Below are 18,678 nucleotides of genomic sequence, written 5' to 3'. Positions count from 1 at the left end.
CGGAGGGTTCGCTGTGCGGGCTACCCGAACACCACGTCGTGGTTGAGCTCGAAGGGGCTGGGCCCGAAGGCAATTCAAGGACGACGAGCGCGTCGCGCCCGCGCGCCGAGAACGAGCGCACCGATCAGCGCCAGAAGCGCCGCCAGGGCGAGAATCATCGGCGCCCACGACGGGTGCGATGACCCGTGCTCGAGGCCGTCCGCGGAGACGTACTCGCAGACGAGACCTGGAGGCAGAACCGAGATGTGCCCCGCGGAGGTGTAGGTCTCCGGGCTGCTCGCGAGCACGTTCGGCGGCACGTTCACCCCGAGGGCGCAGGCCGTGTCGGGGCCCCCGCCGATATGGATCAAGGGGTACAACGACGCGGCAACCAGAAGGAAGCTGACCAGCGCCGCGACAACGGCAAAAGCAGCCAGCATCGCCACGCCGAGCTCACTCGCGCCGTATTTGCGAAGCTTCATCGCCCGCATCCCACACCTTCACAATTGCCCACGCGGTCGCCGCGATCGGCACCGAGAGCACCGCGCCGACGATGCCGCCGAGGATGGTGCCCGCGCTCAGCGCGAGCAGGATCACCAGCGGGTGCAGCTTGAGGGACTGCGCCATGACGACCGGCTGCAGCAGGTTTCCTTCCAGCTGGTTGACGCCGATGACGACGAGGATCACGATCAGCGCCACCACGGGCCCGTTGGCGACGAGGGCGACGAGGGCGGCCAGCGCTCCGGCGACCGTCGCACCGACGATCGGCACGAACGCGGCGACGAACACGATGACGGCGAGCGGCAGCGCGAGCGGCACCTGCATGATCGCCAGCGCGATCCCGATGGCGATGGCGTCAACCGCGGCGATGATCGCCGTGCCGCGCACGTAGCCACCGAGAGTCGTCACCGCGGTGCGGCCGATGCGTTCGCCGCGGTCGCGCCCGTGACGGTCGAACGGGCGCATCAGGAAGCGCCAGATCGCATCCCCGTCTTTGAGGAAGAAGAACAGGATGACGATGAACAGCAGGAACCCGGCGACGAACTCGCCGACGGCGACCGCGCTCGACACGGCACCGGTGCCGAACTGCGAACTGGTGACGAAGTCGATGACGTCGGTCTGGAGTCCCTCGAAGTCGAACTCGTCGAGCGGCAGCGGCAGCGTCTGAAGCCACTCGAGCAGCTGATCGAAGCCGGACTGCGCCTGCTCCCAGAGCGAATCCCACTGGCTGCGCACGGCGAACACGATCGCGGTGATGACGCCCCCGAGCACGAGCAGCGAGCCGATGAGGGCGATCCACGCGGCGAGCATCGAGGGCACGCCGCGGCGCCGCATCCACATGACGAGCGGGCTGAACGCGGCGGCGATGATCACCGCCAGCAGCACCGGAATGACGGCGATCCGCAGCTGCACGAGCGCGTACACGACGATCGTGGCGAGGGCGATGGCGATCAGCACCTGCAGGCTTCGGGTGCTCACCACACCGAGGCGGTCGGTCCAGAGCTTCTCGACCTTCGGAACCACCTGTGTGGTCAACGCGGATTCGGGCTTGGCGCGGCGGCGCGAGAACATGGCTGGCTCCTTGGATGCGCGGAAGTGCGGGTTCGAGCATTTCACGGACTCGCGCGCCGGTCGAGTGGCGGCGAACCCGCGTATCGAGACCCCGCCGCTGTCGCCGCACCAACCTGATTGGTAAAATCGCTCACATTTGACGAAAGGAATCTCAATGCTCATCGGTCGTTCCATCGCTCTCGCTGCCACCGCGGTCTTTCTGGGCGCCGCGCTGACCGGCTGCGCCTCGACGGACGGTGGATCAGATTCGACCGATTCGGGTGGCGAGAGCGCCAACGTGGACTCGGGCAGCGCCGATGCGGGCAACGGCGGCAGCGGCGAAGGTTCGGCGGTCGTCACCGTCGACGGCGTGACGTGGGAGTACTCGAGCTACCTTTGCGCGTTCGGATACGACGAGACCGAGAGTGATGTGTACTCGTTCAGTTCGACCTCGTTCTCGACGGCCGACGGCGAGAGAATTCAGATCCTCGTCAATGTGCGCGACGAGAGCGGCCAGGACCGTGTTGCAGGCGACGGCGTCGTGTACGAAATCACGCTGGTCGATGCGGGCAACATCGCCGACCCGTCGATCAACATCTCGGCGAGCGGCACCGACGGGGTGACGATCTCGGGTGACTCCGTGCAGGTCGACGGCACGTTCTCCAGCTTCGACGGTGCCACGTACGACATTCGGGTCGACGCCACCTGCGGCTAGGCATTGATGTCGCCGCGCACTGACGGCGTTGCGGTCGCCGGCGGGGGGCAGGCATGAACGGAGCGAGCGCCACAGTCCGTTGACTGGCCCTGATGCCGCCGGCCTGTTCCTGTCAGACTCGCTCCGTGACCGCCGAACCCCCGCTGACCGATCGCGCCCGCGCTCGCGCGGCCACGCGCGCCGGTATCCGGGATGCGGCGCTGATCATTCTCGGCTACGTCCCGTTCGGGCTGGCGGCCGGAGCCGCGATGGCGCAGACCGGGGTCGACCCGCTGTGGTCGATCCTGTCGAGCCCGATCATCCTGGCCGGGGCCTCGCAGCTGATCGCGGTGCAGCTGCTCGGCTCGGGGGCCGGGGTCGCGCTCGTCGTCTTCACCGTGTTCATCATCAACGCCCGGCACCTGCTCTACAGCGCGTCGCTGCAGCCGCATCTCGCCGACTGGAGCCGCGGGCAACGGCTCGCCGGAGCGTTCATGCTGGCCGACCCGGTCTACGCGCTCGCCATCTCACGCTTCGAACGGCCGGGCGGGGCGGGCGCGCGCTCCGAGCAGCTCGGCTACTACTTCGGGGCCGCCATCACCGCCGTGGTCGGATGGACATCCCTCATCGCATTCGGGGTGCTGCTCGGCGGTCTCGTCCCCGGCTGGGTGCCGCTCGAGCTGGCGATCCCGCTCACGTTCGTGCTGCTCGCGCTGCCGCTCATCAAAGACAGCGCAGGTCTCGTTGCGGCATCCGTCGGGGGAATCGCCGCCCTCATCGCGGATCCGCTGCCGTTCGGCGCGGGAATCATCGTGGGCGCGGTCGTCGGGCTCATTGCCGGCGGCATCGTGCTCGCGAGAAAAGCGCCGCCAGCATCGTCCGCGCCCGAGGAGGTGATCGCCGATGCTTGACGGCCTCGCGATCCTGCTCTCGGGCCTCGTCACCTACCTGACGCGGGTGCTGTTTCTGGTGACCAAGAAGGTGCGGCCGCCGAAACGCCTGCTCCGGTTCCTGCCGCTCGTGGGCCCCGCCGTGCTCGGCGCGATCGCGGTGCCCGGCCTGCTCGCCCCGCGCGGTGAGATCTCGCTCGTCGAGACCGTCCCGGCGCTCATCGCCGCCGTTGCGGCGACGCTGCTCTGGCGGTGGAAGCGCGAGATGGCCTTCGGGCTGCTCGGCGGCCTGCTGGTGTGGTGGGCGATCGTGTTCGCCCTGGTGCAGCTCGGGCTGCGCGCCTGACGCGCGCCACGCAGCCCGAGCCGTCGGCCGACTAGGGGAGGCGGTTCGCCGCCGCCGTGTTGGCGAGCATCTGCTGACGGGTCTGGCGGGTGCCATAGCCCGGACGGTCGCGCTCGAGGCGCCACGACTCGCTGAGCGGCCCGAGGTCGACGGTGTCGAAGCCGAGCTCGTCGTAGAGCTTCGCGGTGAAGGCGCTGGCCTCCGGATGGTCGCTCGCCGTGCCGAGCGCACGGCGGTTCGGCGTGCCCGCCGGGCTGCCGTCGGTGGTGATCTGGCTCCACACGATGTTGTTGAAGGCCTTGGCCACCTTCGAGGTGGGCAGGTGCTCCTGCAGCAGACCCGAGGTGGTGGCCTCGCCGCGATCGAGGGCGTTGACGTGGCCGTCGCGCTCGAAGTAGTAGTTGTTGGTGTCGAGCACGATCTTGCCGGCGAGCGGTGCGACCGGGACGTCGGCGAGAGCCTTGAGCGGAACCGTCACCACCGCGACCTCCGCGGCCTCGGCCGCCTCGACAGGGGTCGCGGCGCGGGCGTTCGGTCCGAGCTCGGAGACCAGCTCGGTGAGCGTCTCCGGGCCTCGCGAGTTCGAGATCACCACCTGGTGGCCCTGTCCGATGAGGGCCCGGGCGACCTGGCTGCCGATGTTGCCTGCTCCGATGATTCCGAAAGTTGTCATGTTCGAGGTCAACGCGTGCACCTCCGGCGTATTCCGGATGTCCGGAAAGCGACGACTGTCTGAGCGTTCGCCGACAATCTGACCGCTCGGTCAGTTCCTGACCGATCGGTCAATTACCGTCGAAGGCATGGCGACCTCCGACGAGCTGCGACGCATCGCGCTCGAACAGTTCTCGAGCTCCGGCTACCTCGCGACCTCGCTGCAGAACATCGCCGACGCGGCGGGCGTCTCCAAGGCCAGCGTGCTGTACCACTTCGCCAGCAAGGAGTCCCTGCTCGGCGACGCGCTCGCCCCCACGGTCGACGACCTGGAGGTGATCGTCGCCTCGCTCGAAGGCGTGGGCACCTCCACCGCGGCCCGTCGTGCGTTCCTCGCCGAGTTCGTCGACTTCCTGCTCGAGCACCGGCTCGGCGTGCACATCTTCGTCAACCAGGCCGAGGCGCTCGAAGACGTCGCCATCATCGAGCGCGCCAACACGCTGGTCGGACGGATCGCGGCGCACTTCGAACGCCAAGGCGGCTCCATGGAGGAGAAGATCCGCTTCGGGATCGCGCTCGCGGGAGCGGCGTACCTGCTTGCCGCCGCCGGCCGATTCGGCCAGGCCGGAGTGATCGAATCCGACCAGCTCCGCCCCATCCTGACCCGCATCCTCGGCGAGCTCATCGCCCGACCCGCCCGCTGACCGGAGTACCTCACTGTGGCTACCCTTCTCTTCCGTCTCGGACGCTTCGCCTACCGCCGCGCGTTCCTCGTCATCGTCGCCTGGCTGATCGCGACCGCGGCCGCGCTCGGCGGCGGACTGCTGCTCGGCGGCACGCTGCAGGACTCCTACGAGATCCCCGGCACCGAGTCGCAGGAGGCGATCGATCTGCTGGCGGCGGTGTTCCCGCAGACGGCGGGCGCCAGCGCCCAGATTGTGATCCACGACGCCGACGGCGCCGAGCTCGAGACGGTCGCCGCGGACGAGATCGAGAGCCTCGTCGACGACCTGAACGACATCGACGGCGTCGCCCAGGCGGTGTCGCCGTTCAGCGAGTTCGCGAGCGACGCGGTGAGCTCCGATGGTGACACGGTGCTCGTGCAGGTGCAGTTCGACAGCTCGATGGAGGATGTCACCTCCGCCTCGCTCACCGAGCTCCGCGCCGCGCCCGAGTCGCTGCAGGCGGACGGTTTCGAGATCGCCTTCGGCGGCAACGTCTTCGAGTCGTTCGACTTCGGCCTCACCATCGTCGAGGTCTTCGGCGTCATCTTCGCCGCGCTCGTGCTCATCGTCACCTTCGGCTCGTTCGTCGCCGCGGGCCTGCCGCTGCTCTCGGCCTTCCTCGGGCTCGGGGTGTCGCTCGGGGCCGTGCTCGTGACGGCCGCGTTCACGACGATCTCCACCACCACGCCGATGCTCGCGCTCATGATCGGGCTCGCGGTCGGCATCGACTACGCCCTGTTCATCCTCAACCGGCACCGACAGCAGCTGGCGAACGGCATGGATGCGGAGGAGTCCGCCGCCACCTCCGTCGCCACCGCGGGCGGCTCGGTCGTGTTCGCCGCGATCACCGTCGTCATCGCGCTCGCCGGGCTGCTGGTCGTCGGCATCCCGTTCCTCGGCGTGATGGGCGTTGCCGCCGCGCTGTCGGTCATTACGGCGATGCTGGCGGCCCTCACCCTGCTGCCCGCGGTGATGGGGCTGCTGAAGAACCGCCTCGCCCCGCGTCCGCGCTCGCGGGTCGCCGCACGGGCTCGCGCGGCGCTCGCGGAGTCCTCCGGCGAGGAGGTGCCGAACCACCAGCCGACGCTGGGGGAGCGCTGGGTCGCTCTCGTGGTGAAGGCGCCGATCGTCGCGATCCTGGCCGTCGTCGGCGTGCTCGGCACGCTCGCGATCCCCGCCTTCTCGCTGCAGCTCGCCCTGCCGACCGGAGCGCAGCAGCCCGAGGGCAGCGACATGCGCGTCGCCTACGACCTCATCGCCGAGGAGTTCGGCGAGGGCAGCAACGGCCCCCTCATCGTGACGGTCGACATCACGCAGACCACCGAGATCTTCGAGCAGCTGGAAGACATCTCTGACGAACTCGCCGAGCTCGACGGCGTCGCCTCGACGAGCGACGGCGTGCCGAACGAGACCCTCGACACCGGCATCATCCAGGTGATCCCCGAGACCGGTCCCGCCGACGCGGCGACCACCGAGCTGGTGAACGCGATCCGCGAGCTCGCTCCCGAGCTGGAGGAGCGCTACGACACCCAGATCTCGGTCACCGGCACCACCGCGGTGCAGATCGACATCTCGCAGCGACTCGACTCGGCGCTGCTGCCCTTCGGCATCATCGTCGTCGGTCTCTCGATCGTGCTGCTCACGATGGTGTTCCGGTCGATCCTGGTGCCGATCAAGGCCGCACTCGGCTACCTGCTCTCGCTGCTGGCCGGCATGGGGGCGAGCGTCGCCGTGTTCCAGTGGGGCTGGGGCGCCGAGCTGCTGCACGCGGAGGCCGGACCGATCCTGAGCTTCATGCCCGTGCTGCTGATGGCGATCCTCTTCGGCCTGGCGATGGACTACGAGCTGTTCCTGGTCTCGGGCATGCGCGAGTCCTACGTGCATCAGGTCGCCGGTCGGCACCTCACGCCGCGCCAGGAGAACCGCATCGCCCGCGACTCGGTGGTGCGCGGATTCGCCGGGGCGGCGCGCGTGGTCACGGCCGCCGCGCTCATCATGTTCTTCGTCTTCGCCGCCTTCGTGCCGGAGGGCAGCGACGTCATCAAGGTGATCGCCCTCGGCCTCGCGGTCGGCATCGCGGCCGACGCGTTCCTCGTGCGCATGACCCTGGTTCCCGCGGTGATGGCGCTCGCCGGCCGTTGGGCGTGGAAGATCCCGCGCTGGCTCGACCGCATCCTGCCCGACCTCGACGTCGAAGGGGCCAGCCTCGCGCAGCACCGCGAGGCGGTCGACTGGGCGCACGCGCGCCTGGCGCAGGGCGAGGCCGTCGCCCTCGACGACCTCACGATCGGGTCGGAGCGCGACGCCGCCGGCCCGTTCCGGCTCGCCGTGCCGCTCGGCGCGATCGCCCTGCTCGACACCGGGCGGGTGGATGCCGCCGAGCGTCGCCTGCTCGCGGCCACCATCGCGGGCCGCATCCCGCCGGTCTCGGGGCGCGCCCACGTGCTCGGGCATCCGCTGCCCTCGGAGTCGTCCCGCGCCGCCCGCCGTGTCGCCCTGAGCGACCTCGACGGCCCCGCCCGTGCCGACGTCGCGGCCGAGCTCGGCCCGCTGATCGTGGAGCGGATCCGCGTGACCGGCTCGCTGGGTCGGGCGATGCGCTCGCAGCAGACGGCCGAGGCCCGCATCGCGCGTCTCAACGCGGCGCTGCGCGAACTCGGACGCCGCGGCGGCCTCGATGCCACGACCTCGCTCGCCGAGCTGCCGCAGCTCGAGCGCGCCCTTGCCCTGGCGGCGGTCGCACTGGCCGAGGACGCGCCGCTGGTCATCCTCGACGCGATGGACCCCTTCGCCGAGCCCGGCGACGCGGTCGCATTCGTGCGGGGGCTGGACCGGCTCGCGCCGGCGTCGACGACCGTGATCGTCGGCGTGCCCGGCCTCGTGGTCGGCGCCGCCGCACCGGCCCGCGTCATCACCTCGGTTCCCCTTGCCGCGATTGAAGGAGTTGCGCGATGAGCGCCCTGGTTCCCGTGTCGGCGTCGCGCCGCATCCGCTCGTGGCGCATCGCCGCCGTCGTCGCGGTCGTTCTCGTTCCGCTCGCCTTCGCGGGCCTGTTCCTCGCCTCGGTCGGCGATCCGGAGGCGGGCCTCGAGCGGGTCCCGGTCGCGATCGTCAACGACGATGAGGCGATCATCCAGACCGGTGACGACGGCGAGGAGCAGTACATTCTCGCCGGGCGGCAGCTGGTGACCGAGCTGACCGGCTCCGATTCGCCCGCCGACCTGGACTGGCAGCTGACCAACGACTCCGACGCCGCCGAGATGCTCGCGGCGGGCGAGGTCTACGCGATCCTCACCGTGCCGGCGGACTTCTCCGAGGCGATCCTGTCGACCGGCGGTGACGACCCGCAGCAGGCGTCGATCGAGATTCGCACGGACGACGCTCACTCCTACGTTTCCGGTGCCGTGGCCTCCGCGCTCGGCGACGGCATGGTGCGCGCGTTCGGCAGCGAGATCACCGAGCAGTTCATCGTCGGCGTGTTCGACGAGGTCGGCAACTCGCTGATCGAGGCGGCGGATGCGGCACAGCAGCTGGCCGACGGTGCCGCCGAGGCGGCCTCCGGTGCGGTCGAGTTCGCCGACGGGGTCGGCTCGTACACGGGCGGGGTGGCGTCGCTGGCGAGCGGAGCGCGTGAGCTCGACGCGGGAGCCGAGGAGCTCGACACTCTTGTCTCCGGCACACAGGAGTACACGGCCGGGGTCGCGCAGCTCTCCGAGCAGATCGCCGCGACCACGTTGGCGCTGCAGTCCGACCCGACCAACCCGACCCTGCTCGGCACCCTCGCCTACCTCTCGGCACTCCTGGAGGACGCCGCCGACGGCGGCAGCGAGCTCGCCGCGGGCACGTCGAGCGCCGTCACCGGGATCCAGGGCGGCATCTCCGAGCTGGCCTCCGGGGCGACGACGCTCGCCGACAACGGCGCGCCGCTCGCGACCGGCGCCGACGAGCTGGCCGACGGCATCGGCGAGCTGGCCGACGGCTCGGACGAGTTCGCCGCCGGGCTCGACGAGGGCGCCGAGGCGTTCCTGGGGGAGGAGGGCTCGACCGAGGCGCTCGCGGCGGTCGCCGCCGACCCGGTCGGCTACGAGCTCGCCACCGACAACGAGGTGGAGGGCGCCATGCAGGCGATCGCCACGCCGCTCGTGCCGCTGGCGCTCTGGATCGGCGCGATCGTGAGCTTCCTCGCGCTCGCTCCGCTCACCCGCGGCATGCTCGGCTCGTCGGCTGCCTCGGGGCGCCTGCTGGCCACGACGCTGGTGCGCGCGAGCGCCGTCACGGCGGCGCAGGCGGCACTGCTCGTCGGGCTGCTGCACGTGGTCGCCGGTGTCTCGTGGACGCTGCTGCCCGCGACCCTCGTGTTCTCGCTGCTCGTGGCGCTGGCGTTCACCGCGTTCCACGCCGCCCTCACGATCGCGTTCGGGCGCCCCGGCCTGATCGGCTCGTTCATCGTGCTCGCGGTGCAGCTCGCGGCGCTCGGCATCGTGCCGACCGAGGCGCTCGCGCCGCCGTTCGCCGCGATCAGCCCGTACCTGCCGCTCACCTGGGCGACGACGGGACTGCAGCAGATCATCACGAGCGGCTCGGCCTCCGTCGTCGTGGGCATGGCCGTGGCGCTTCTCGCCTTCGGCGCGCTGAGCGTCGCGGTCGCGGCGGTCGCCCTCGGCCGCACGCGTCGCGCTGTGGCGCTCGGACTGCTGCCCGTGAACGCGTAGGGGAGGCGCGGCGGCCTCGTAGCATGGAGTCACGATGGTGACGGCAGACAACGACATGGTTCGGCTCGACGGCGGCACGTTCCGGATGGGATCCGAGGCGTTCTATCCGGAGGAAGGGCCGGTGGTCGAGGTCACGGTGAAGCCCTTTGAGATCGATCGGCACGCGGTCACCAACCGGCAGTTCGCCGAGTTCGTCGACGAGACCGGCTACGTCACGGTCGCCGAGCGTCCGCTCGACCCGGCCGAGTTCCCGGGCGCCGACCTGGCGAGCCTCGAACCCGGTTCGCTGGTGTTCACGCCGACCGACGGCCCGGTCGACCTTCGCAACTGGCGGCAGTGGTGGCGCTGGGTTCCTGGGGCGTCGTGGCGGCATCCGCAGGGCCCCGAGAGCACGATCGATGACCTGCTCGAGCATCCGGTGGTGCAGGTCGCCTACCCGGACGCCGCGAGCTACGCCGCCTGGGCGGGCAAGCGCCTGCCGACGGAGGCCGAGTGGGAGTTCGCCGCGCGCGGCGGCCTCGACGGCGCCACGTTCTCCTGGGGCGAGGAGGCGAACCAGCGCGAGGAGCCCTTCGCGAACACCTGGCAGGGCCGCTTCCCGTACCTCAACACGGGCGCGCGCGGCTGGGTCGGCACCGCGCCGGTGGGGTCGTTCCCGCCGAACGGCTTCGGACTCCACGAGATGACCGGCAACACCTGGGAGTGGACGGCGGATGCGTGGGAGGACACCCACACGACGCCCGCCGTCTCGTGCGGCTGCAGCCCGGCTGCCGCGGCGGTGAGCGACCGTCCCGATCCTCGTTCGCGTCGCGTCACCAAGGGCGGGTCGCACCTCTGCGCCCCCGAGTACTGTCTGCGCTACCGTCCGGCCGCGCGCTCGGCGCAGACGGAGGACTCGTCAACGACGCACCTCGGGTTCCGCTGCGCGCGCTGAACCATCGTGTCTCCCGTGCGGGAGATTTCGGCCGGTGCCCGCCGCCGTGGCCCTGATCCACGGGGCGGGCACCGCCTTTGCTCTGCGAAGACCGAGAACTGGGCTCGATGTCCGGCTAGATTCCTCACACCCCTGAGTCGGAATCCCATGCCGCGAGACCCAGGGTCCCGCAGAGTTCTTCGGGCGTCAGACCTTCCCTGAGGGGAAAGACCAACGCGAGTCGTGTTGACTTGGCGCAGGCCACCAGCGCGGGCACATCGCCGGTCGCGCTCGCGCTCGCGGGCGCGTGGGCCGAGCGGCTGAGCTCGCCCGACTCCCAGTGCTCGGCGCACAGCTCGATCGGCGACGTCTCGGTGAGCCGGTCGGCGACGCCGATGAACTGGGAGGCCGCGCGGGCATCGACGACCTGCACCGACCGTGACGCGAGATCGGGCGCCTCGTAGCACCACGCGGTCGTCGCGGCGTCGTAGTAGGCGTTGGCGACGCCGATGGCTCCTGCGGTCAGGGCCACCGCTGCCGAGACGGCCACGCCGACCGCGAGCAGGCGGCGGCGACGTCCGGGGAGGGGCAGGCCGACCAGCGTGTGCTCTGCCCGTGCCGACGCGAGCACGCGGGCGCGCACCGGGGCCAGTTGGCTCTGGATCTCGTTGTCGTTGGGGAGGCGGGTCACGACACGCTCTCCTCTGCGGCGACCGCGCGCTGCCGGCGCAGGCGCTCGCGACTGCGCTGCACGCGCTTGGTGACGTTGCTGACGGTGATCCCGAGTTCGTTGGCGGCTTCGCGGTAGGAGCGGCCCTCGTACAGGCACAGCTCGACGACGCGACGGTCGGTGGCGCTCAGTCGGTTGATCGCCTCGAACACCCACTCGAGCTCTTCCACGTGGGCGAGGTGCTCGCGGTTGAGCGACTCCGCCCCGCGGTTGGCGATGTGCTCATCGAGCGGGAGGCAGTCGTGCTTTGCCATGATGCGGCGCAGGTTCTGGGCGTGGTAGCGGCAGGTGACGAGGAGCCAGGGCAGCATCGAGGCGTCGATGAGCCGGATGTCGGACAGCTTCTTCCACGCCGTCACGAACGTCTCCTGAACGAGTTCCTGAGCGCTCACCACGTCGTGGGTCTGTGCGTATGCGAATCGGTACACAGCGATGGAATGCCGGTCGAACAGTTCGCCGAAAGCCCGATCGTCGTGCGCGAGCGCACGACGAATCAGGTCAACGTCGGGGTCCACGTCTTCACCTCCACTATGTAGTGTCCCGATTTCCGGAATCGTGACACCTCTGCAACAGAAATCTCCAAGAAGTCTCACAGATTTCATGATGGAACGTCATCAATTGCACAATTCGATTGACTAATTATGCCCCGTTTCACCGGAGCCCCCGGTCACGGCGGAAGTCGACCGTGATGGCGACGGCGGCGCCGGACGCGCACGGCACGTGTCAAGGCCCGTGATCGGGCTCGGTGCGGCAGGCACAGTTGATCCATAGACTTCTGCGCTTGGCTGTGCTCATGACACTTGCAGCACCCACCCTGCGGCACCCCGATGGCTCCCCGGTTCGCGCCCTCGTCGTCGACGACGAGGCGAGCCTGGGCGACCTGATGCGCATGGCGCTGCGCGCCGAGGGATGGGAGGCGCGCGCGGTCGAAGACGGCCACACCGCCCTGCGGGTCGCGCGCGAGTTCAACCCCGACGTCATCGTCCTCGACGTGATGATGCCCGGAATCGATGGGCTGCAGGTGCCTGCAGCGGCTTCGCGCATCCGGGAACGACGCGCCCGTGCTGTTCCTCACCGCGAAGGACGGCGTCGACGACCGCATCGCGGGACTCACCGCCGGCGGCGACGACTACGTGACGAAGCCGTTCAGCCTGGAGGAGGTCGTCGCCCGGCTTCGCGGCCTGGTGCGTCGCACGATGGTCGGCGCGACCGTCGACAACGGCCCCGAGATCCGCGTCGGCGACCTCGTGCTGAACGAGGAGAGCTACGAGGTGCGTCGCGGCGACGTCTCGATCGATCTCACCGCGACCGAGTTCGAGCTGCTGCGCTTCCTGATGCGCAACCCGCGGCGTGTGCTCAGCCGCGAGCAGATCCTCGATCGAGTGTGGAGCTACGACTTCGGCGGCAAGTCGAGCGTCGTGGAGCTCTACATCTCGTACCTCCGCAAGAAGATCGATGTGCTCGGTGAGCCGATGATCCACACCGTGCGCTCGGTCGGCTACGTGCTGAAGCCGGCCTCGTGACGACACGTCGACCCTGGTCGCTGCGGCGACGGCTGATCGCGGGGATCCTCGCGCTGATCGTGGCGCTCGGCGTCGCCATCGGCGGCGTCAGCACCGCGGTGCTCCAGAACAGCCTCATCGATCGTCTCGATCGCCAGCTCGACTCCTCGGTCGGGCGATCCGGCACCGCCCTGGGGCGCCCGGGCGGGGTCGAGGATCGCGACGAGCCGCCGCCCGTCGGGGGCTTCGTGCTCGGCGAAGCGGCGGGCGCCATCGGCGTGCTCGTCATGGATGGCGTGCTCGTGCAGGCCGGGTACCTGACCGAGACCGGCGACGACCAGTCGCTCACCGAGGCGCAGAGCCTCGACCTGCTGTCGATCCCGGTCGACGGCGAGCCGTACACCGTCGACCTCGGCGGCGACCTCGGGCGCTACCGTGTCATCGCCGAGCCGCTGAACGCCACGACCACCGTGATCGTCGGTCTCTCGCTCGACGACGTGGACGAGACCGTCACCCAGCTGGCGATCACGATCGCCTTCGTGACCGCGCTCGCGCTCGGCGCGGCGGCCGCTCTGGGGACTGTCGTCGTGCGGATCGCGCTGCGTCCGCTGGACCGCGTCGTCGCCACCGCGACCCGGGTCTCCGAGCTTCCGCTCGACGAGGGCGAGGTGCAGCTCGCGGAGCGCGTCCCCGAGTCGGCCACGGCCCCGGGCACCGAGGTCGGCCGTGTGGGCTCGGCGCTCAACCGACTGCTCGGCCGCGTCGAGACGGCGCTGACGGCGCGCCAGGAGAGCGAGGACAAGCTGCGCCGCTTCGTGGCGGATGCCTCCCACGAGCTGCGCACCCCCCTCGCCTCGATTCGCGGGTACTCCGAGTTCGTGCGGACGAAGGCACCGGATCTGGACCCCGACTTCGCCCGCTCGCTGGAGCGCATCGACTCGGAGTCCCAGCGCATGACCTCGCTCGTCGAGGACATGCTGCTGCTGGCACGCCTCGATGCGGGGCCGGTGCTGCACAGCAACCCGGTCGACCTCTCGCGGCTGCTCATCAATGCGGTCAGCGATGCGCACGCGGCGGGGCCGGAGCACCAGTGGGAGCTCGACCTGCCGGACGAGCCGGTGACGATTCCCGGCGACGCGGGGCGGCTGCACCAGGTGATGACCAACCTGCTGGCGAACGCCCGCATCCACACGCCTGAGGGCACCCGGGTCACGGTCTCGGCCGACGCCGACGATGAGTTCGCGCGCGTGCGCATCGCCGACGACGGCCCCGGGATCCCCGAGGCGATTCTGCCCACCCTGTTCGAGCGCTTCGTGCGCGGGGACGACTCGCGTGCCCGCGCGCGCCAGACGACCACGCCGGGCGGCTCCACGGGCCTCGGGCTCGCGATCGTCCGCGCGATCGTCGAGAGCCACGGCGGCAGCGTTCACGTCACCAGCTCGCCCGACGGCACCGAGTTCGTCGTCGAGCTGCCCCTCGGCTCCGCCTAGTCGCTGTCGGGCGAGGCGGCGGGCTTCCGCGCGCGTCGCGAACGGGTCGCCGGCTTGGCGGGCGGCTCCGGCTCGGCGGCCGGCGCCTCGCGCTTGCGCACGCTGCGCTGGCTGCCCTCCACCTTCACCTCGGCGATCTCCTCGTGCGCGAGCACGAAGTCGGTGAAGGTCTTGAAGCCGAGCAGCTTCTCGTTGAACGACGGGTTCATGCGCTTGATCTGGGACTTCACGGCCGAGGGGTTCAGCCACTCGACGTCCTTGGCGTGGCCGAGCTCGAGCGCGCGGTCGAGCAGGCGGGCGGCGGCGGCGGCGCTCAGCTCGCGCGACTCGCTCTCGCCCTCGGAGTCGCCGGCCGACTTCTCGGTGTCGGGCTCAGCGGACTTCGCCTCCGGGTTCTCGCTCTCCGCGGCCGGCTCCGACTTGCTCGACGACTTGCCGCCGCGACGGCGCGCCGGGGCGCTGGGGGCCGCCGGGGCCTTCTCGATGCCCGGAATCGCGTCGTACATCTCGTACTCGTCGCACGCGGCGATCAGCGCCGGACTGGTGCCTCCGGTGACGCCGATCCCGATCACGAAGCGCCCGAGGCGCTTGCAGCGCTGGGCGAGCGCGATGTAGTCCGAGTCGCCCGCGACGATCACCACGTGGGTCAGGTCCGGAAGTCGGAACAGGTCCTCGAGCACGTCGACCGAGAGGCGGATGTCGCCGCCGTTCTTGCCGGCCTTCGTGGTCTGGAACATCTGGGTCAGATCGACCGCGCGGTCGACGAGCTGGCTGCGGTAGCTCGCGTTGGCCGGAACGGACCAGTCGGCGTAGGCGCGGCTCAGCGCGACCGTGCCGAAGCTGGAGGCGTAGTCGAGGATCGCGCCGACGTCGACGGTGGCGGTGGTGAGCTTCGCGCTCAGCTCGCCCTTCTCGCCGGGGCGCGCGTCGCGCGCGTTCTCGTTGCGCCAGGCCCCCTTGCCGTGGAGCTGGTCGAAACGCGAAATGACGATGTTGTCGAAGTCGATGTAGACGGCGACGCGTGGATCAGTGGGGGAGGCCATGGCCTCAGTCTTGCCTCTTCCGGGGCACTATGCGACTCCGACCCACAGACCGTGTCGCGCTCGGGTCATCGCGACGTACAGTTCGCGGCGCTGGAACTCCCGCGTTTCGGCGGTGCCGTCGTCGCTGTCGGAGTCGGCGGGCTGGTCGAGCAGTTCGCCCGGCGCCTGCACGACGACGACCTCCGCGAACTCGAGGCCCTTGGCTCGCTTGATCGTGCCGACGTGGACCGCGTCGGTTCGCGCATCCGTCTCCTGGAGGTCCTGGGTGCGGATTCCCGCGGCCTCGAGTGCGACGACCGCCTCGCGGCTGCTCCATCGGGTGAGCGAGAGCACCGCGATGTCGCTCGCGCGAAGTCCGGTGTCGGCGTCCAGCAGCCCGCGAATGTGGCCGATGAACGAGACGTCGTGATCGGCGCGCGACGGGAACACGCGCAGGACCGGCGCCGGTCCGCGGCGTGCGAGTGCCGGCAGTTCGAGCGGGGCCGTCGTGAGCGCCCCGTCAATGTCGAGGTATTCGTCGCCGTCGATCAGCTCATGCGCCGCGGCGAGGATCTCGGAGGAATTGCGGTGGTTGCTGGTCAGGACGACTCCGCGCCCCGCGGTCGCGACTCCCGCCTCGGCGAGGGTGTACCCGCCCGGGTAGAGCGTCTGCTGGCCGTCGCCGACGAGGTGGAGGCCGTCCGGCCGGTCGCCCACGAGGGCGTGCAGCATGCGGACCATCGCGCACGAGAGGTCCTGGGCCTCGTCGATCAGCACCGCGCCGAACGCCGTGCTGGGCGTCGTGCGCAGCGACCGCTCGGCGTCCAGCACGAGGTCTTCGAAGTCGACGATGCCGTGGCGCTGCAGCGCGGCCTCGTAGGCGAGGGCCAGCTCCCACACCTCGCGGCGCAGGTCGATCCCGAGCGCGCGCCGGCGGCCGGTGCGCGCGAGCGCCGCGTACTCCTCCCAGACGCGAAGACCGCGGCCCTTGATCACGTACACGATCTCGTCGCGCCAGTAGACGGGGTTCGCATCCGCGCGCGCGAGGGCACCGGAGGCGCCCACCTCGGCCCAGGCCTCGTGGAACGCGTCCCGCGCGAGCTTGCCGTCGAGCCGCGGCCGCTGCCCGCGCTCGACCAGGAGACGGTAGGCGAACGAGTGGACGCTGTGGAACTCGACCTGCTCGGCCACATCGGGCGCCAGGGCGCGGAACTGCGCCGCCAGCACCTGCGGGAGCGTCTTGACGTAGGTGGTGACGAGCACGCGCTGCCCGGTCGTGCGAGCCAGGTACGCGGCCCGATGCAGGGTGACGAGCGTCTTGCCGGTGCCGGTCGCGCCGCGGATGCGGCTCGGCCCGGCGAAGCTGCGTCGGATGGCACGCGCCTGAGGCGGGTCCAGAAGGCCCACCCGCGGTGCCGCCGGCGGTGAGGACACCCCGGCCAGCAGATCCTCGAGCACCTGGTTGGGGGGCAGGCGCTGCTCGAGCTGCTGGCCGGGGCTGCTGGGGGTGTCGGCTCCGGGAGCCGACGATGACACGTCGAGCGTGTCAGCTTGGGGCCGGACGACGGGGATGGGCCCGGTCGTCAGGGAGGGGAAGTGCGCTTCGAGTTCGGTGCGCACGCGCGCGACCTCCTCGGCGCGGAGGACGCGGGGGAGCCGCGCGATGGTGCGCAGCGCGAGCGCATCGCCGCCGAGGATCCGCACGCCGAAGATCAGGGGGTCCACGTCGCCGGCGTCCGAGCCGACGAGGAGGCCGTGCACCGAGGTCGCGGGCAGGCCGATCTCGGCCAGCTGCTCCTGAAGCGAGTAGACCAGGTCGCCGGTCGTGGCGACGTGCTCGGTGACCTCGGTCTCGCCCGCCCATACCGTCTCGGCGACGCGGGTCACCGCGCGCCACGGCACGACGTCGATGACGACGACACCACCCGGGCCGACCAGGATCGCGTCCACGCTGCCGGCAGTTCGCACGGGCCACCGGCGCTGCGTGAGAAGGGTCCAGCCGAGCGGCTCGAGCTCGAGCAGGGCCTCGGTGAGGCGTGCCGGGCGGGACACTGCGGCGTCGAAGGCGCGCGAGATCTGCGCCGCGACGCCCGCGCAGCGTGCGCGCTCGTCGGGGCCGACTGTGCCGCCCCGCGCCGTCTCGACGGCAGATCAATGTCCCGCTGCCACGGTGTTCCCCCTCGTGTGCGGATGCGGGAGCCCCCCGGCTTGCATCCGTGCCCCCAGCATGGCGCGACCTGTCTACCCCCGCAATCCGCGCGTTCGGGGGGCAATCCGTTCTCTCGGCTCTCGCTCAGCCGCTCCACGAGACGCGCATAGCCGCGGACGGCTGAATGTCCTCATGAGCACGAACGACACTCGCCCCGACCGGTCCGACGCCTCCCGGACCGGCGGGCCGAGCCCCGCGGACCTCCGGTTCCACCGCGGCGTCCTTCGTCAGCTCATCGGCGCGATCGCGACCTTGGCTCTGATCGGCGGGCTCTCCGCCGGCGGGGTCGCCGCCGCCGCAACCGCGTCGACGACATCCAGCACGGTGCAGGAGCGGGATGTCGTCGAACGCGGAGCTCACCAGCACCCTCGAAGATGTGCTGGCGGAGCTCGACGCCGAACAGCTCGCGCGGCTCACCGACGCGGCCACCGGGATCCGCCTCGGCGATCTCGGGGCCGGTGAGCGCATGCAGATCCTGTCGCTGTTTCGTGCGGTGCTGAGCCCCGACGCCTACTCGCACCTGCTCGCCATGATGAACGCCGACGACGCGCTCGACGCGGCGGCCGGCGGCGGCACCGTCTGGAGCTCGGACGAGTACACGGTGACCGTGCTCTTCGACGACGCCTCGGGCAGCGTGTTCCTCCAGCTGTCCGGAACGCAGCTCGCGATCTCGGTCGTCGTCGCGGAGGACACCATCTTCGTCGAGCCGGAGGTGCTCGACGCCTGATTCAGGCAACTTCTGCCCCGCGCCCTAGGCTGTCGGCATGGCCGCACGCATCGAGAAGATCGATCTCCCCGGGATCGGCACCCGCCACGACCTCGTGACGGAGTCGGGAAGCCGGATCGGGGTCGTCTCGCAGCGCTCGGGAGAGCGCCAGCTCGCCATCTTCGATGGCGCCGACCCGGATGCCGCCCTCGGCACCGTGGACCTCACCGAGGCGGAGGCGGTCGGCCTCGCCGACATCCTGGGCGCCTCTGTCATGCTCGGCCAGCTGGCCGCGATCTCCACCCAGGTCGCCGGGCTGTTCACGGAGCAGCTGCGCTGCCGCCGACCTCGCCGTTCGCGGGAGGCGTGCTCGGCGACACGCAGGCGCGCACCCGCACCAAGACCTCCATCGTCGCGATCATCCGCGGCTCCGACATCATCGCCTCGCCGACGCCGGACACCCCCATCAAGGGAGGCGATACGATCATCGCCGTCGGCACGCGGTCCGGACTGGAATCCCTGGCGCGACTGCTCGACCGCGGCGCAGAGTAAGGCCCC

17 protein-coding genes and 2 pseudogenes are annotated in these 18,678 nt (G+C 70.7%); 12 read left to right on the top strand and 7 right to left on the bottom strand.

What is annotated here, in order from left to right:
* Positions 1 to 74: 74 nt before the first annotated feature.
* Entirely contained in the window at positions 75 to 470 is a 396-nt protein-coding gene (locus AC0L6Y_RS07710) for a hypothetical protein (RefSeq protein ID WP_473550403.1), read from the bottom strand.
* Complete coding sequence (locus tag AC0L6Y_RS07705; protein WP_473550399.1) at positions 433 to 1,551, bottom strand: AI-2E family transporter; 1,119 nt, start codon at positions 1,549 to 1,551, stop codon at positions 433 to 435. The genes AC0L6Y_RS07710 and AC0L6Y_RS07705 overlap by 38 nt, the downstream gene beginning before the upstream one ends.
* Before the next feature lie 154 nt (positions 1,552 to 1,705).
* On the opposite strand from AC0L6Y_RS07705, the gene AC0L6Y_RS07700 reads away from it, so the two are divergent.
* The 3 genes from AC0L6Y_RS07700 (at position 1,706) to AC0L6Y_RS07690 (ending at position 3,460) form a co-directional block, all read left to right on the top strand.
* Complete coding sequence (locus AC0L6Y_RS07700; protein WP_473550395.1) at positions 1,706 to 2,245, top strand: hypothetical protein; 540 nt, start codon at positions 1,706 to 1,708, stop codon at positions 2,243 to 2,245.
* Positions 2,246 to 2,370: 125 nt separating this feature from the next.
* Entirely contained in the window at positions 2,371 to 3,135 is a 765-nt protein-coding gene (locus tag AC0L6Y_RS07695) for an AzlC family ABC transporter permease (protein WP_473550392.1), read from the top strand.
* Positions 3,128 to 3,460: an AzlD domain-containing protein gene (locus tag AC0L6Y_RS07690; RefSeq protein WP_473550389.1), complete on the top strand. Its 333-nt coding sequence runs from the start codon at positions 3,128 to 3,130 to the stop codon at positions 3,458 to 3,460. The genes AC0L6Y_RS07695 and AC0L6Y_RS07690 overlap by 8 nt, the downstream gene beginning before the upstream one ends.
* A 31-nt stretch (positions 3,461 to 3,491) precedes the next feature.
* On the opposite strand, the gene AC0L6Y_RS07685 is transcribed toward AC0L6Y_RS07690, so the two are convergent.
* Positions 3,492 to 4,133 (bottom strand): NADPH-dependent F420 reductase, encoded by a 642-nt coding sequence (locus AC0L6Y_RS07685; protein ID WP_473550386.1) that lies wholly within the window; start codon positions 4,131 to 4,133, stop codon positions 3,492 to 3,494.
* Positions 4,134 to 4,260: 127 nt separating this feature from the next.
* Here AC0L6Y_RS07685 and AC0L6Y_RS07680 point away from each other — a divergent pair, with 127 nt between their 5' ends.
* From AC0L6Y_RS07680 to AC0L6Y_RS07665, 4 genes are read left to right on the top strand one after another with little or no spacing between them, the layout of a single operon-like run.
* Positions 4,261 to 4,815, top strand: coding sequence for a TetR/AcrR family transcriptional regulator (locus tag AC0L6Y_RS07680; protein WP_473550383.1), 555 nt, complete (start codon positions 4,261 to 4,263; stop codon positions 4,813 to 4,815).
* Between the two features lie 15 nt (positions 4,816 to 4,830).
* Complete coding sequence (locus tag AC0L6Y_RS07675) at positions 4,831 to 7,791, top strand: MMPL family transporter (RefSeq protein WP_473550380.1); 2,961 nt, start codon at positions 4,831 to 4,833, stop codon at positions 7,789 to 7,791.
* Entirely contained in the window at positions 7,788 to 9,548 is a 1,761-nt protein-coding gene (locus AC0L6Y_RS07670; protein ID WP_473550377.1) for a YhgE/Pip family protein, read from the top strand. The genes AC0L6Y_RS07675 and AC0L6Y_RS07670 overlap by 4 nt, the downstream gene beginning before the upstream one ends.
* Positions 9,549 to 9,582: 34 nt before the next feature.
* Complete coding sequence (locus AC0L6Y_RS07665; RefSeq protein ID WP_473550372.1) at positions 9,583 to 10,482, top strand: formylglycine-generating enzyme family protein; 900 nt, start codon at positions 9,583 to 9,585, stop codon at positions 10,480 to 10,482.
* 124 nt (positions 10,483 to 10,606) lie between these two features.
* On the opposite strand, the gene AC0L6Y_RS07660 is transcribed toward AC0L6Y_RS07665, so the two are convergent.
* Positions 10,607 to 11,152, bottom strand: coding sequence for a hypothetical protein (locus AC0L6Y_RS07660; RefSeq protein ID WP_473550368.1), 546 nt, complete (start codon positions 11,150 to 11,152; stop codon positions 10,607 to 10,609).
* Complete coding sequence (locus tag AC0L6Y_RS07655; protein ID WP_473558372.1) at positions 11,149 to 11,619, bottom strand: RNA polymerase sigma factor; 471 nt, start codon at positions 11,617 to 11,619, stop codon at positions 11,149 to 11,151. The genes AC0L6Y_RS07660 and AC0L6Y_RS07655 overlap by 4 nt, the downstream gene beginning before the upstream one ends.
* A 365-nt stretch (positions 11,620 to 11,984) precedes the next feature.
* On the opposite strand from AC0L6Y_RS07655, the pseudogene AC0L6Y_RS07650 reads away from it, so the two are divergent.
* Both AC0L6Y_RS07650 and AC0L6Y_RS07645 read left to right on the top strand, forming a co-directional pair.
* A pseudogene (locus AC0L6Y_RS07650) lies at positions 11,985 to 12,714 on the top strand (response regulator transcription factor).
* Positions 12,711 to 14,183: a sensor histidine kinase gene (locus tag AC0L6Y_RS07645; protein WP_473550365.1), complete on the top strand. Its 1,473-nt coding sequence runs from the start codon at positions 12,711 to 12,713 to the stop codon at positions 14,181 to 14,183. The pseudogene AC0L6Y_RS07650 and the gene AC0L6Y_RS07645 overlap by 4 nt, the downstream one beginning before the upstream one ends.
* Here the strand turns inward: AC0L6Y_RS07645 and AC0L6Y_RS07640 are convergent.
* Both AC0L6Y_RS07640 and AC0L6Y_RS07635 read right to left on the bottom strand, forming a co-directional pair.
* Positions 14,180 to 15,226 (bottom strand): NYN domain-containing protein, encoded by a 1,047-nt coding sequence (locus tag AC0L6Y_RS07640; RefSeq protein WP_473550362.1) that lies wholly within the window; start codon positions 15,224 to 15,226, stop codon positions 14,180 to 14,182. The genes AC0L6Y_RS07645 and AC0L6Y_RS07640 overlap by 4 nt on opposite strands.
* Positions 15,227 to 15,253: 27 nt before the next feature.
* Positions 15,254 to 17,257 carry a nuclease-related domain-containing DEAD/DEAH box helicase gene (locus AC0L6Y_RS07635; RefSeq protein WP_473550358.1) on the bottom strand — a complete coding sequence of 668 codons (2,004 nt, stop codon included), beginning with the start codon at positions 17,255 to 17,257 and terminating at the stop codon, positions 15,254 to 15,256.
* Between the two features lie 494 nt (positions 17,258 to 17,751).
* Between AC0L6Y_RS07635 and AC0L6Y_RS07630 the strand changes: the two genes are divergently transcribed.
* The 3 genes and pseudogenes from AC0L6Y_RS07630 (at position 17,752) to AC0L6Y_RS07620 (ending at position 18,672) form a co-directional block, all read left to right on the top strand.
* The gene (locus tag AC0L6Y_RS07630; protein ID WP_473550355.1) at positions 17,752 to 18,141 is read left to right on the top strand and encodes a DUF3500 domain-containing protein; all 390 of its coding nucleotides are present in this window, start codon (positions 17,752 to 17,754) and stop codon (positions 18,139 to 18,141) included.
* 37 nt (positions 18,142 to 18,178) lie between these two features.
* Positions 18,179 to 18,331 (top strand): annotated as a pseudogene (locus AC0L6Y_RS07625) (cation:proton antiporter regulatory subunit); the annotation flags it as partial.
* Between the two features lie 155 nt (positions 18,332 to 18,486).
* Positions 18,487 to 18,672 carry a cation:proton antiporter regulatory subunit gene (locus tag AC0L6Y_RS07620; RefSeq protein ID WP_473550353.1) on the top strand — a complete coding sequence of 62 codons (186 nt, stop codon included), beginning with the start codon at positions 18,487 to 18,489 and terminating at the stop codon, positions 18,670 to 18,672.
* Positions 18,673 to 18,678: the final 6 nt, after the last annotated feature.

The sequence above is a fragment of the Pseudolysinimonas sp. 10J20-29 genome, from assembly GCF_055809595.1.
The sequence above is the reverse complement of the archived record's forward strand: the minus strand, read 5'-3'. Positions and strand labels throughout refer to the sequence as shown.

Bases quoted from the DNA above. Each gene is read 5' to 3' on its own strand.
- AC0L6Y_RS07710 (WP_473550403.1), bottom strand. From the start codon at position 470: ATGCGGGCGATGAAGCTTCGCAAATACGGCGCGAGTGAGCTCGGCGTG.
- AC0L6Y_RS07705 (WP_473550399.1), bottom strand. From the start codon at position 1,551: ATGTTCTCGCGCCGCCGCGCCAAGCCCGAATCCGCGTTGACCACACAG.
- AC0L6Y_RS07700 (WP_473550395.1), top strand. From the start codon at position 1,706: ATGCTCATCGGTCGTTCCATCGCTCTCGCTGCCACCGCGGTCTTTCTG.
- AC0L6Y_RS07690 (WP_473550389.1), top strand. From the start codon at position 3,128: ATGCTTGACGGCCTCGCGATCCTGCTCTCGGGCCTCGTCACCTACCTG.
- AC0L6Y_RS07685 (WP_473550386.1), bottom strand. From the start codon at position 4,133: ATGACAACTTTCGGAATCATCGGAGCAGGCAACATCGGCAGCCAGGTC.
- AC0L6Y_RS07680 (WP_473550383.1), top strand. From the start codon at position 4,261: ATGGCGACCTCCGACGAGCTGCGACGCATCGCGCTCGAACAGTTCTCG.
- AC0L6Y_RS07670 (WP_473550377.1), top strand. From the start codon at position 7,788: ATGAGCGCCCTGGTTCCCGTGTCGGCGTCGCGCCGCATCCGCTCGTGG.
- AC0L6Y_RS07665 (WP_473550372.1), top strand. From the start codon at position 9,583: ATGGTGACGGCAGACAACGACATGGTTCGGCTCGACGGCGGCACGTTC.
- AC0L6Y_RS07640 (WP_473550362.1), bottom strand. From the start codon at position 15,226: ATGGCCTCCCCCACTGATCCACGCGTCGCCGTCTACATCGACTTCGAC.
- AC0L6Y_RS07630 (WP_473550355.1), top strand. From the start codon at position 17,752: ATGTCGTCGAACGCGGAGCTCACCAGCACCCTCGAAGATGTGCTGGCG.